This is a genomic window from Desulfocastanea catecholica, assembly GCF_054657295.1.
Map to the genome: position 1 here is coordinate 1 of NZ_BAAHYZ010000051.1, position 11,813 is coordinate 11,813.

An 11,813-nucleotide genomic window follows, 5' to 3' on the forward strand; every position below is an offset into this window, starting at 1 on the left:
GTAGTTAACCGGCGCAGGCGGCTTTATCGCCTGCGTCCGAGTTGAGCGACGTTATGGCATAGCCATAGTTTTCACTTAAGTTTAACAGTAACAAAATATGAAGCATTTGAATAACCTGTAATGAGCGTCAAAATACCTTCATTTTGCTGATCATAATTATCAATCATTTCTTCTAATTGAGCATGAGAGTTTGGGGCATCAAACACATCCAGTATTTCTTATTTTGTTCTATAATCATGCTCATTGGGAAGTCCTCTTTCGATGACATCACTTGCATGAACTAACAAAGCTCCTCTACCCTTTAAAAGGTAGCACTCTTTATGATTCTTTAAAGGCAGAAAAGATGCCGCACCACATGCACCCCGACCATATTGTCATTTTTATCGTGCAAATCGCATCACCGGCGAGCACGGAAAGTAGACGGGGATGGCGGCATAATCTGAGAGGATTTTGCCGTTCAAAAGCATGATCTTCTTGCACATTCACTGTTCACCGACGGAGGAAACACCATGAAAAGGCTTCTCCCTCAATTGCTGTTGTCCGTTCTTATTCTCCTTGCTGCTGCCTGCAACGTCTACGGGCAGGATGTCCCTCTCAGCAGCGAAACAGAGGAGTGTCTCGGCTGCCACCGCGAACTGCATCCCGGCCTGGTGGCCTCCTGGGAGAAAAGCCGTCACAGCCGGACAACACCCGCGGCAGCACTCGTTAAGGAACCTTTGGATAGGCGGTTGTCCTCTGAAAATATCGACAAACCGCTGCAGGAGGTGGTTGTCGGTTGCTACGAATGCCATGCGCTGCGCCCCGAAAATCACACCGATTCCTTCGACCACAACGGCTATCGGATCAACGTAGTCGTCAGCCCCGATGACTGCGCCACCTGCCACAGCACCGAGGCTGCGCAGTACGGAAAGAACATCATGTCCCACGCCTACGGTAATCTTGTCGACAACAGCCTGTATCGCGAAATGATGGGGGCCGTGAACAATAACTACCACCGCCAGGGCACAGAACTGCTAAAAGGTAAAACGGACAACCGCACCGAATATGAATCGTGCCTGTACTGCCACGGCACCAAAGTGGAGGTGAAAGGACTGGTAACCAGGGAGACGGATATCGGCGAACTCGAATTTCCCGTACTCGAAGGATGGCCCAACCAGGGTGTCGGCCGCATCAACCCGGACGGCAGCAAGGGAGCCTGCACGTCATGCCACAGCCGCCACGATTTCTCCATCGAGATGGCCCGCCAACCCTATACCTGCTCGGAGTGCCATAAAGGGCCGGATGTACCTGCCTACAAGGTCTATGAGGTGAGCAAGCACGGCAACATCTACAACTCTTCGAGCAAAGACTTCAATTTCGACAATGTCCCCTGGATGATCGGCAGGGATTTCACAGCCCCTACCTGCGCCACCTGCCATGCCAGTCTCCTGGTAGCGCCTGACCGGACGGTTGTCGCCGAACGGACCCATCAGTTCAACGACCGTCTCTCATGGCGATTGTTCGGTGTTCCATATGCCCATCCACATCCTGTCCACGCAGACCTGAAAGAGGTCAAAAATTCCCTCGGCCTTCCACTGGCAGTGGAGATGGACGGCACCCCGGTCACCGCACATGTTATCGACAAAAACGAACAACAGTACAGAAACAAACGGATGCAGGCAGTCTGTACATCCTGTCACAGTACAGACTGGGTAGTTGAACACTTCTATCGCCTCGACAACACCATTGCCCGGACCAATGCTATTACCCACGAGGCAACGAAAATCATGACGGACATCTGGGATGCCGGGTATGCACGTGGTTTGCCGCAGGGTGATAACATCTTTGACGAAGAATCGGAGCGTATCTGGACCTCTATATGGCTTTTCTACGCCAACTCGACCCGGTTCACCTCGGCAATGGCAGGAGGCGGCGATTACGGCGTTTTTGCAGATGGTCGATTTCAGACGACGGAACAGGTGTACCGTCTTCACGAATACCTGAAACTCCATCGGCAGCTTGACGCCAAAGCGCCGAGAAAATAATATGCAAGGAGAAGAGAACCAATCAGCCGTGATGTGGGATCAGGGAATTACCTCCTCAAAAGAAAATCCACCGAACGGAATTCCATGCCGGGATGGCGAAGGCATTGCCGTAAGAAAACTTTCCGGCCTCCCCTTGCCAGCACAGGCTGCAAGATCCGCCCTGACGTTTTCGGTTTGCCGCCGGCAACGGCAGATCACTGGTATCCCGGGGACAACTGATTGCCATATATTGCAGACTGCCGTCAGATCCGCGGGTTGATTCTTCCGGGTCCTCCGCAGTCGGGGATATAGCAGGAGACATCCTTAAAGAGGCATTTTTCCTTGTAACTTGGGCATGTTTCCGGTGGGTGGAGTAAACAACACTATGCAAATAAGGAACGCTTACTGGATGAGTGAAAAGTCGGTGGTCGAGTTCGAGCGTCACCGTGAGGTATCAATGGATGGAATGTGATGCGCCGAGAAATCTGCAAGTTGCATCACAGTCTATGTTCCTTCAACCAGTCGCGGAGGGCGGCATTCATGCGGCTCTGCCAACCCTTCCCGGTGGATTTGAAAGCATCGAGAATGTCGTTGTCGAACCTGACGGTAGTCGATTTCTTCTGCCCTGTTCCTGGCGGTCGACCGCGCACGGCCTTTTTGATCGCTTTCTGTGCTTCTTCACGAGAAACGACTTTTCCTCCGATCGCCCATACGCCGCGGGCAAAGTCCTCGTCGGTCAGCTCCGGGGCGTCGTCTGGAGCAATCCAGGTGCTTGGAGTATTTTTCTTTTTCGCGGTCATTGGCGTACCTCATCGAAATAATGCGGCGGGATTTAATGCGGCGGGATTTGCCGCGTGGCGTCCAGACCAGAATCACCACCCGAAGATCAAGCAGACCGACGGAGATGTATCTCGTTTCGCCATAATCCCTGCGGATATCTTCAATGGCGACGGTGACCGAAGCAAAGACTTCGCCCGCTCTGGCAAAGTCAAGACCAGGTTCCTGCAACGTTTTGTCGCGCTTGTCCTGGTCGAATTCTATTTCCATAGAATTATTGTAGTAACAAAAAATATTAAAGTCAATACCGGTGATGACGTCGGTGGTGGAGTTTAGGAAGCACCGAGAAATTTCTATGGATCTGGTATAATACACCAAATCACGAGCAGCAGCCGCCGATTGAACCGTAAGAAAATATAATCAGTCATGGTGTAGATTGAAAATGGAGTAACTTTCAGTCTGCAACATATCAGGAATTATGTTGCGAGATCAGTTATGTTGCGACAGAACCATACCATCTGGTACATACTATACGGTTCAAATTGAAGAAGCAGGAAATTTATTCGGCGTTGGGGATAAAGAGCCAGCCCGGCCAAACGATAAAAACGACGATATGACACAAAACAAAAGAAGTAGTGCCATAACGGCATATTCAAAAAAGGTAAGATAATGTTTTTGCAGTGCTTTATTGTTTTTGGTCACAAAGTTGGGTTAGTATATCCATTATGTTTCTTCTCTACTTCTCAGACATTGGTTGTTTGGAAGCCCCCAATTGGTGTAGAAGATCCTCAACCATTTCATTAACTTTACAGACAATACTGTTTATTTGCTCGGCGCTTGCACCGTCTACATGAATACCACAGGCGACAGACACTACCCCTTTTACGGCAATAGCTGCTTTCTCAGCCATTTCGCATGCGAGTCGGTCTTCTTTATGTCCACACAGAGTGATTACCGAGGTCGAGGCACTTGTCATGGCAGGATTGGCTAAGCTCGATCGAGGTTGAGCTAGTGCCACGGCGCCAATATGCCCCTTCTCTCCCCCAAAGATCGAAATATTCACATCATCACCAAGCAATACTGCCTTAATCGTTATGGGAAATCCTTTTGCCTCCGACTGTATGCGAATTGACATAATATCCTCAAAAGTTGATTTACCTAAGAAAGCCTCCCTTTCGTTAAGGCGTATTCACAGGAGGACCACTCCAACGCTTAAAGCTTGTGAGTTCAATGCAAAACTCATTGACTACTTTTCCGACAATATGCATCTGCATTACATTAAGGTACAGACAGGATTCAAGTGCTCAGATAACTGTAATAATCCTGTGCCGGTCATTACCTTGCCGAGATGGTGAATGAAGGACGACCGATTCTTTTACCCAAAATAACACGAAAATCAGAGATAAGAATCCAAGTCCTCTGATGTACCTTTGCATCCGACATAGAGTAGCCAATGAATTTTGACGCCGGATTTATTTAGATTCTTCATTGGGTCAACATCACCGGTTGTTCCCTCCTTAGTAAATGATTTGAAGCAAGTTCAAGAAAATCCTTTGAGGATTTGGAAAGCGCCAGGTCAGTCTGGAAAATAGCGTCTATTCCTATTTCCAATCGTTCATCGGTTAATGAGATAACTTTAAGGGTTTGAAGACAAATTTCCCTCTCAACATTGGGATAAAACTTTAACGCAATACCTAAGCTCTGCTTGATGAGATTTTTCATACCTTCGATATTGTCGATCTCAGTAATAATAATAGGTTCTATTTCATACTTGCGGAATAGCTCAAATAGTATTTTGCGACCCGTCATCCCTTCCCGGTGCACAATCAAGGAACATCCCTCCAGATCCGGCCAGATCACTTTATTCTTGCTTACCAAGGAATTATCAGGACAGGTCACCAACACCAGCCTTTTTTTTGATGTCATCGGAACCACTGTGAGACCGTTGATCAATGGATCAACGGTACCTGTAAATCCAAGGTTGCATCGAAAATCGAGCGTGGCGGAAATGATCTCCTGATCGGTTCCTTCCTTAAGCGAAATTACCACCTTGGGATACATTTTTCTGAATTTATCTATCAGTAAGATAATATGCTGGGTCAGCGGGCTTGCCACACCAATTCGAAGAATGTTATTACTGCAATCCTGGAGAAAATTCTCTGCTCTGATAACAGAACGATAAAATGATTCTGAGTATTTAAACAGCTCTTTCCCTGTTTTCGTTAAACAGACTTTCTTCTTCTTTACGTTAATTAATTTGATACCATAATACTTCTCCAGAGATTTGATCTGCATGCTCACTGCAGGTTGTGTCACACAAAGCTTTTCTGCAGCTGCACTGATAGTCCCTTCACTGGCTACGAAATAAAAAGTAGTTAGCTGGTAAGGATTTATTTTAGGAGGAAGCATTGATATAACCTCAATAACAATTTTAATTGTACGCTTTTTGGTATCGTTTATATAAATACAAAAAAATTGAGTGATGTCCTTATATCATTTACGTATCGCTGGATAGGCCAGTAACTCTGAGAATGTCCAGCGATGATCAGTAACGTTTGCAGCCATCGCCGGGGTTTTTGGCCGGAAAATTCGATCCACACCGCGGCTGAGCGTTTCGTGGGGTCGAATCAGGTTGTAAGAGGCCACGCAGATGGCGAACTTGGCTTTAAGCCAAGACATTAAGCGTGCAACAGTCCGCGCCTTGCGTGTCAAATGTGCATCCCACAACCGCTAGTCCAAGTTGGAACATTCAATATACGCGGTGTTGATCGTATGACTGGGTGAGTTCGCCAACCGTTCGAAGACATGCTGCTCACTCCCGTGAACTACTTTGCATTCGACATTGATCACCTGCCCACCTTGACGCGTCTTATGAAGACGTAGCGTAATCCAGATCCTCATCAATAACCCGTTCAGGATTCCGCGGTCTCCCAGGCTTGCCCGTTGGTGCCAGGGGGACCAGTTTGTGAAATAGTTCACCGAGGACAGTGCCATGATGCGGAAGTTCATCCGAGACAAACAATGGCTTTTCTTTGCAACGAGAGGTTATGTCCTTCAGCATTTGCCGAGCATCATCCAGTTCGCGCCCGCCAATCCAGAACGTAATCAACAATCGGGTCGGTGCGTCGATGGCTGTCCAGATCCACGTCCTCCCGTATTTGGTGTGCAAGGTCTTCGGCACTGCCAGAAAAAAGAACACGAACATCAGCGGTAAGAATCTGATAGCACCCACCTGACATCTCCAGAGCACTGTCAAGATAAAAAAATCGGATAATTGAATTTTAACAAATGTAGTTTTAGTTAAAAACTACATCAATATTGCTTATCCCACTTGTACGCAGAAAGTCAACCCCTTCTAAAAAATTTATATGCCACCACCGGTGTAAAGTGAACCCACCTACCACCGGGAAAGAGACCCACCTGCCCTTTATTTATTCGTTTCCCGTGGCAACCATTTTTTATTTTAAAACCCCTCAACGCCAGTGGGCAAAGGTCTTTTGAAAGAAAAAACCTTTTCACCTTAGAGATTGCGGGCACTTTTTCATCGATTAAGGGGGGGGGCCATAAATAACGGCCAGGTGGGTCCATTTTAAATCGGTAGTGACAAACTTGTAATGTAGTTTTAGTTAAGAATCTCATCAATGTGGCTTATGTAATCATAAATTTCTTTGCATTGATTCCATTTTTTGTTTGTGCAAAAGTAAAAATACAATCCTGACAGTAGAAACAGTGAAATTATTTCCTTTACACGAAAAACCACCACCGCTCAAATCGCTTTGCCAAGGCAGTACTGGAAAATTTTCGGCAGCTCATACAAGAACTGTCGGTGAAATAGTGCAATATCAAAATTGGAGTAACAAAGCGTTACGATCATGGCATGGTCACATATGCACAATTGTTTTCGCAGCCCTGCAGACCTGGCCATACCGCAGTTAATGATCTTTTTTTTTGCGGCTAATCTCCATCTGGGTAGGTGGAGATTAGCAATTACAACTCCTGGGTCGGGCACTCCTGCCCAGGAGTTTTCATCCCAATTCCATAATGATTGAAGGAGACACTCTCATGGTCAATTTACTATCTGGATGTATACCTTACAGTGCGGAAGACGTGAAAAAATACAACGACTGTCGGTGGTGGGCAGGATTGACATTCGGGGATGTTTTTGATCGGGCAGCAGACATTCATCCAGACAAAGAGGCCTTTGTCGATCTCGAAACTCGGCTGACTTTTGGTGAGGCCAGGGAAAAAACCAATCAACTGGCCATTGGCATGATAGACCTTGGCATCAAACCCCTGGACCGGGTTCTGGTACAGCTGCCTAATTGGAACGAATTTGTTTTTGCCTACTTTGCTCTTCAGAAAATTGGTGCCATAACGGTGTTACTCATAGATAAATATCGCCAATACGAAATTAATCACCTGGCAAAAATAACCGGCGCCAGTGCATGGGTTGTTCCTGTCCAGTACAAAAAAATTGATTACCGTCCTATCATTGATGATGTTCTCAAAGAGAACCCGGAATTACAAAAAGTAATTACCGTTCGAGGCGAAATAAACAAGGATAAGTTTTCCAGTCTTGAAAAGCTGATGGCAGGGGGAAAATTAACGGATAAAAATCTGGTCCGCCTGGCAGAGCGCCGTCCCGATCCAATGCAGATCGCCCATATGGGCCCCACTGGCGGCACCACAGGTGCTCCAAAAGTAGTACCCCGTTCCCACAACAGCCTGATCACGGGCATCACTTATTGTTCACGCTCCTGGGAGCAGAGCAATCTTGATATCAATCTCATCGCTGGCCCCATCGGCCATGACCTTTCGTTCAGCAAAGGATTCATCGGTAGTGTTATTACCATGGGAAAAGTGGTTTTTTTGGATTCTCCCGACAACAAGAGTATCTGTGAAATCACAGAAAAGGAAAAAGTAACCTCCGTTATCTGGGTTCCCACCCTTGCACAGAGACTTCTTCAGTACGAAGACCTTGATAACTACAATCTACACTCCCTGCAGAAAATGCACAGTGCTGGCGGTGCCAGCCACCCGGGATTGGTTAAAGAGGTGATAGAACGATTGAATTGTAAATTTTTCAACGGATACGGCGGCACCGAGGGGCCCACCACCATCACCCGAATGAACGATGATATTGAAACCATTTGCGGGACAGTTGGAAGGCCCACCTGCCCCTATGACACATACAAAGTAGTAGATTTCCAAGGCAATACCCTGCCGTGCGGTGAGCATGGAGAGCTGGCTCTCAAAGGACCGGGCGTGTTCACTGGATACTATAAAAATCCGGAAGAAGACAAGTTGGTGCTGGATAAAGAGGGTTTTTTCAGAACCGGTGATTTGGCCAGAATCGATAAAAACGGCTACATTACCCTCACAGGCCGTATCAAAGAAATGATCAACCGGGGCGGTGAAAGTATCAGCTCCACAGAAATCGAGAAACTGATCATGGTTCATCCCGAAGTTGCCATGGTGGCGGTCATCCCCATGCCGGACCCGGATATGGGTGAAAAGGCCTGCGCTTACATTCAGCCCATGAGCGGCGCTACCCTGACGTTTGACGGCATTATTTCATACCTCCGGAGCCACAATGCATCTGTTTTACAACTTCCGGAACGCATTGAATTTGTCGAAAAAATGCCCTATACCGGTGCCCAAAAATTGGATAAAAAATCTCTTCGTAAAGATATTGAGCAAAAACTTAAGGCCGAAGGCGTGGCCATTTTAACGAAGATTGAAACTCTCATTACTGAAGAAGCTTAGGCAGAGTTTCTTATAATAATATCAAAAAAAGAGGAAGTCCTATGAATATGCAACTAGAAAAAACATACCCGGAAGTATTGGCTGAAGATATCACAGACCTTCGTTCTGCATTGGCATTTCTGGCCACTCAGCCCGGCCAGCTATTGAGGACAAAGGAGCCGGTGGACCCCCATGCTGAACTGGCCGGTGTCTACAAAAAGATTGGTGCGGGCACCCCGGTTGCGCCACCCACCACCACCGGGCCGGCCATGCTGTTTGAAAATATAAAGGGATATGATATTCCCGTTCTGGTGGGGGTTCTGGCCAGTCGGGAACGTGTTGCCATGCTGTTGAACACCACCCCTTCAGAACTGCCTCGAATGATACAAAAAGCCCTGAAAAATCCAGTGGCGGCCGTTACCATCCCCCAGGATAAAGCGGCATGCCAGGAGGTCATTCATCGAGCCCCTCTGGATATTACAAAACTCTTGCCGGCCCCCACCAATACCGAGTTTGATGCTGGCCCCTTTTTTTGCATGGGACTGGTTCGTGCTGAAGATCCGGAAACCGGAGAAGCAAATATCACCATCCATCGTCTTTGTGTTCAAGGACCGGACAAAGTAAGCATCTATTTTGTCCCCGGTCGACACATTGATCAGTTCCGCATGAAGGCAGAAAAAATGGGCAAACCCCTGCCCATCACCATTAACATGGGACTGGATCCAGCCGTTTATATCGCCTCTTGTTTTGAACAACCCACGGCGCCCCTGGGATACGATGAATTGCAGGTGGCCGGTGGTATTCGAAATCGACCAGTGGAGCTGGTAGATTGTGTCAGCGTCAATGCCAAGGCCATTGCCAATGCAGAAATCGTCATTGAAGGTGAAATCCTGCCCAATGAACGTATCCGGGAAGATATCAACACCAATTCCGGAAATGCCATGCCAGAATTTCCAGGGTACATGGGTCCATCAAAACCCGAGTTGCCAGTTATCAAAGTCACCGCAGTGACCCATCGAATCAAACCGATTCTTCAAACGCTTGTCGGGCCTGGGGAGGAACATGTCAACCTGGCAGGTCTGCCCACCGAGGCCAGCATTTTCAATCTGGTGGAAGACGGCATGCCGGGTCGCCTGCTCAATGTCTATTGTCATCCCGCTGGCGGTGGCAAGTACCTTGCCATTCTTCAATTTAAGAAAGAGTTGCCAGTGCATGAAGGAATGCAGCGCCAGGCAGCATTAATGGCATTCGCCGCTTTTTCCGAATTGAAAAATGTCATTCTTGTGGATGAAGACGTGGATCTGTTCAACACCAACGATGTGCTATGGGCCATGACCACCCGATACCAGGGAGATGTAAGTACGGTGTTCATTCCCGGCGTCAGGTGCCATCCCCTGGATCCTTCGCAGCAACCGGAATTCAGCAGAAGCATTCCATCGCCCGGTATCTCCTGTAAAACCATTTTTGATTGCACTGTGCCATTTTCCATGAAAAAAAGATTTGAGAGAGCGCCTTTTAAAGATGTTGATATCCAACGGTTTTTGGACAACAGCGAACTGTCATAAATCGTATTTAACATATAGTAGTAAAACTATCCATGAGCCTGTTACTAAATGACGTTTTTACGATTACGAAGGCAGTGATTTCAGCAAATATGGTATGCGTCCCCAATGGTTCAGCCATATGCTGAAATGGCAATTTAAATCGAACAAAACAGCTTTTACATGAACAGGCTCATTGATAGTCCACTCCAGATGTCGCCTTCCGCCGCTTTTTATCACGGAGGATGAATAATTGACTATTCAAACGCCTGGGGCGTATCCCCGGAAAAGAGGAGACAGAATGCAAAAACGTATTGTTATAGGAATGTCTGGGGCAAGCGGGGTCATATACGGCATAAAATTATTAGAATATCTTCAACCCATGGAGTATGAAACCCACTTGATTCTATCTGAGGCCGCAAAACTCAATATTAAAATCGAAACCAGTTATACCCCCGATGAAGTGTCTGCCCTTGCCGATATATGCTATGATCATAAAAACATCGCCGCCTCACCCGCAAGCGGTTCATTTCTCACCCAGGGAATGATTGTCGCTCCCTGCACCGTTAAAACACTTTCCGGTATTGCCAATTCCTACACGGAAAACCTTTTGGTTCGAGCCGCCGATGTGACGTTAAAAGAGAAGCGAAAACTTGTGCTTCTCTTTCGGGAAACCCCCCTTCACAGAGGGCATTTAAGGCTTCTCATCACCGCAGCGGAAATGGGCGCGCATATTCTTCCACCAGTGCCATCTTTTTATCATATGCCAAAAACCATTGATGATATCATTGACCAGAGCATAGGTAAAATTTTTGATTACATGGGCATTGAACATAATCTGTTCCAGCGGTGGCATGGAGAATCCAGCCCCCATACCCGTCCCCATACCCGTCCCGTTGCTGTTCGATTTCAAGGAGGTGCATCATGAAAGACCAAGAAAGGGTTATTTTGGTCAATCATAGGGGCATTGCCCTCAGGGCTCCGGATGGTTCTTTAAGAACCCAGGAAAAATTTTTAGCCCATAAATGCGGCAATCGTCATTTGGCTGTTTCGGTATTTATTTTCAATTCCCAGGGGGAACTGCTGTTACAACAACGGGCCATGGAGAAATATCATGCCTCGGGCCTATGGACCAACACCTGCTGCACCCATCCCCGGCCCGGTGAGCAGCCCCAAAAAACCGCTGAAAGAAGACTTGATGAAGAGATGGGCATAACCTGCTCCTTGGAACCTGCCTTTACCTTTGGCTATCGTGCAGATGTGGGCAACGGCCTCATTGAAGATGAATTTGATCATGTCTTTATGGGAAAAAGTGACGCACCCCCCATACCTAATCCTCGGGAAGCGTGTGACTGGAAATGGATGTCACTGACCCGATTAGCAAAGGAGATAAGAACGGTTCCTTATGCCTACAGCCCCTGGCTGCGCATCTGCCTTAACGCCGTCATCAACCACAGAACCCAATGCCTGTCACAAACATAGTTAAAAATTTTCAAAATCATCATCAAAGGGAATTACCTGTTTCGGACGGATTTCATTCTTTCCCAATGGGAAAAATACCAAAGAATGGAACAAAATATGACGGGAAATTTAAAATTACTTTGGTATCACCCTGCTATTTGATGGCGTGCCGATAACCGTTCCGGTGTACCGATAACCGACCCCGTAAACGGTGATGATGCCCCAGATTTCATTTAACAGGGTGTCCCGGCTTAGAACCTGTCTGGGGTGTTGATGAGGAAATCGG

General features: G+C 47.2%; 12 protein-coding genes. 5 read left to right on the forward strand and 7 right to left on the reverse strand.

Annotation, left to right across the window (positions count from 1 at the left end):
• Nucleotides 1-71 precede the first annotated feature (71 nt).
• Nucleotides 72-206: a hypothetical protein gene (locus tag ACYQ8U_RS21865; RefSeq protein WP_459947693.1), complete on the reverse strand. Its 135-nt coding sequence runs from the start codon at nucleotides 204-206 to the stop codon at nucleotides 72-74.
• 303 nt (nucleotides 207-509) lie between these two features.
• Between ACYQ8U_RS21865 and ACYQ8U_RS21870 the strand changes: the two genes are divergently transcribed.
• Nucleotides 510-2,024 carry a multiheme c-type cytochrome gene (locus tag ACYQ8U_RS21870; RefSeq protein WP_459947694.1) on the forward strand — a complete coding sequence of 505 codons (1,515 nt, stop codon included), beginning with the start codon at nucleotides 510-512 and terminating at the stop codon, nucleotides 2,022-2,024.
• A gap of 55 nt (nucleotides 2,025-2,079) precedes the next feature.
• Here ACYQ8U_RS21870 and ACYQ8U_RS21875 read toward each other — a convergent pair whose 3' ends face one another.
• The 6 genes from ACYQ8U_RS21875 to ACYQ8U_RS21900 form a co-directional block, all read right to left on the reverse strand.
• Nucleotides 2,080-2,325: a hypothetical protein gene (locus tag ACYQ8U_RS21875; RefSeq protein WP_459947695.1), complete on the reverse strand. Its 246-nt coding sequence runs from the start codon at nucleotides 2,323-2,325 to the stop codon at nucleotides 2,080-2,082.
• 175 nt (nucleotides 2,326-2,500) lie between these two features.
• Nucleotides 2,501-2,767: a BrnA antitoxin family protein gene (locus tag ACYQ8U_RS21880; protein WP_459947704.1), complete on the reverse strand. Its 267-nt coding sequence runs from the start codon at nucleotides 2,765-2,767 to the stop codon at nucleotides 2,501-2,503.
• The gene (locus ACYQ8U_RS21885) at nucleotides 2,682-3,050 is read right to left on the reverse strand and encodes a BrnT family toxin (RefSeq protein WP_459947696.1); all 369 of its coding nucleotides are present in this window, start codon (nucleotides 3,048-3,050) and stop codon (nucleotides 2,682-2,684) included. Before ACYQ8U_RS21885 ends, ACYQ8U_RS21880 begins: the two co-directional genes overlap by 86 nt.
• Before the next feature lie 466 nt (nucleotides 3,051-3,516).
• On the reverse strand, nucleotides 3,517-3,915 hold the full coding sequence (gene lpdD / locus ACYQ8U_RS21890) for a prenylated flavin chaperone LpdD (RefSeq protein ID WP_459947697.1): 399 nt from the start codon (nucleotides 3,913-3,915) through the stop codon (nucleotides 3,517-3,519).
• Between the two features lie 350 nt (nucleotides 3,916-4,265).
• The gene (locus tag ACYQ8U_RS21895; RefSeq protein ID WP_459947698.1) at nucleotides 4,266-5,189 is read right to left on the reverse strand and encodes a LysR family transcriptional regulator; all 924 of its coding nucleotides are present in this window, start codon (nucleotides 5,187-5,189) and stop codon (nucleotides 4,266-4,268) included.
• 460 nt (nucleotides 5,190-5,649) lie between these two features.
• Nucleotides 5,650-6,012, reverse strand: coding sequence for a hypothetical protein (locus ACYQ8U_RS21900; RefSeq protein ID WP_459947699.1), 363 nt, complete (start codon nucleotides 6,010-6,012; stop codon nucleotides 5,650-5,652).
• An 809-nt stretch (nucleotides 6,013-6,821) separates the two neighbouring features.
• On the opposite strand from ACYQ8U_RS21900, the gene ACYQ8U_RS21905 reads away from it, so the two are divergent.
• From ACYQ8U_RS21905 to idi, 4 genes are all read left to right on the forward strand, one after another.
• A complete protein-coding gene (locus tag ACYQ8U_RS21905) occupies nucleotides 6,822-8,546 on the forward strand; it encodes an AMP-binding protein (RefSeq protein WP_459947700.1) in 1,725 nt (574 codons plus the stop codon).
• Nucleotides 8,547-8,587: 41 nt separating this feature from the next.
• Nucleotides 8,588-10,090, forward strand: coding sequence for a UbiD family decarboxylase (locus ACYQ8U_RS21910; protein ID WP_459947701.1), 1,503 nt, complete (start codon nucleotides 8,588-8,590; stop codon nucleotides 10,088-10,090).
• A 277-nt stretch (nucleotides 10,091-10,367) separates the two neighbouring features.
• The gene (locus tag ACYQ8U_RS21915) at nucleotides 10,368-10,994 is read left to right on the forward strand and encodes a UbiX family flavin prenyltransferase (RefSeq protein WP_459947702.1); all 627 of its coding nucleotides are present in this window, start codon (nucleotides 10,368-10,370) and stop codon (nucleotides 10,992-10,994) included.
• Nucleotides 10,991-11,548, forward strand: a complete 558-nt coding sequence (gene idi / locus ACYQ8U_RS21920) for an isopentenyl-diphosphate Delta-isomerase (RefSeq protein WP_459947703.1) — start codon at nucleotides 10,991-10,993, stop codon at nucleotides 11,546-11,548. Before ACYQ8U_RS21915 ends, idi begins: the two co-directional genes overlap by 4 nt.
• Nucleotides 11,549-11,813 lie beyond the last annotated feature (265 nt).

Bases quoted from the DNA above. Each gene is read 5' to 3' on its own strand.
- ACYQ8U_RS21870 (WP_459947694.1), top strand. From the start codon at position 510: ATGAAAAGGCTTCTCCCTCAATTGCTGTTGTCCGTTCTTATTCTCCTT.
- ACYQ8U_RS21875 (WP_459947695.1), bottom strand. From the start codon at position 2,325: ATGTCTCCTGCTATATCCCCGACTGCGGAGGACCCGGAAGAATCAACC.
- ACYQ8U_RS21885 (WP_459947696.1), bottom strand. From the start codon at position 3,050: ATGGAAATAGAATTCGACCAGGACAAGCGCGACAAAACGTTGCAGGAA.
- lpdD (WP_459947697.1), bottom strand. From the start codon at position 3,915: ATGTCAATTCGCATACAGTCGGAGGCAAAAGGATTTCCCATAACGATT.
- ACYQ8U_RS21895 (WP_459947698.1), bottom strand. From the start codon at position 5,189: ATGCTTCCTCCTAAAATAAATCCTTACCAGCTAACTACTTTTTATTTC.
- ACYQ8U_RS21905 (WP_459947700.1), top strand. From the start codon at position 6,822: ATGATTGAAGGAGACACTCTCATGGTCAATTTACTATCTGGATGTATA.
- ACYQ8U_RS21910 (WP_459947701.1), top strand. From the start codon at position 8,588: ATGAATATGCAACTAGAAAAAACATACCCGGAAGTATTGGCTGAAGAT.
- ACYQ8U_RS21915 (WP_459947702.1), top strand. From the start codon at position 10,368: ATGCAAAAACGTATTGTTATAGGAATGTCTGGGGCAAGCGGGGTCATA.
- idi (WP_459947703.1), top strand. From the start codon at position 10,991: ATGAAAGACCAAGAAAGGGTTATTTTGGTCAATCATAGGGGCATTGCC.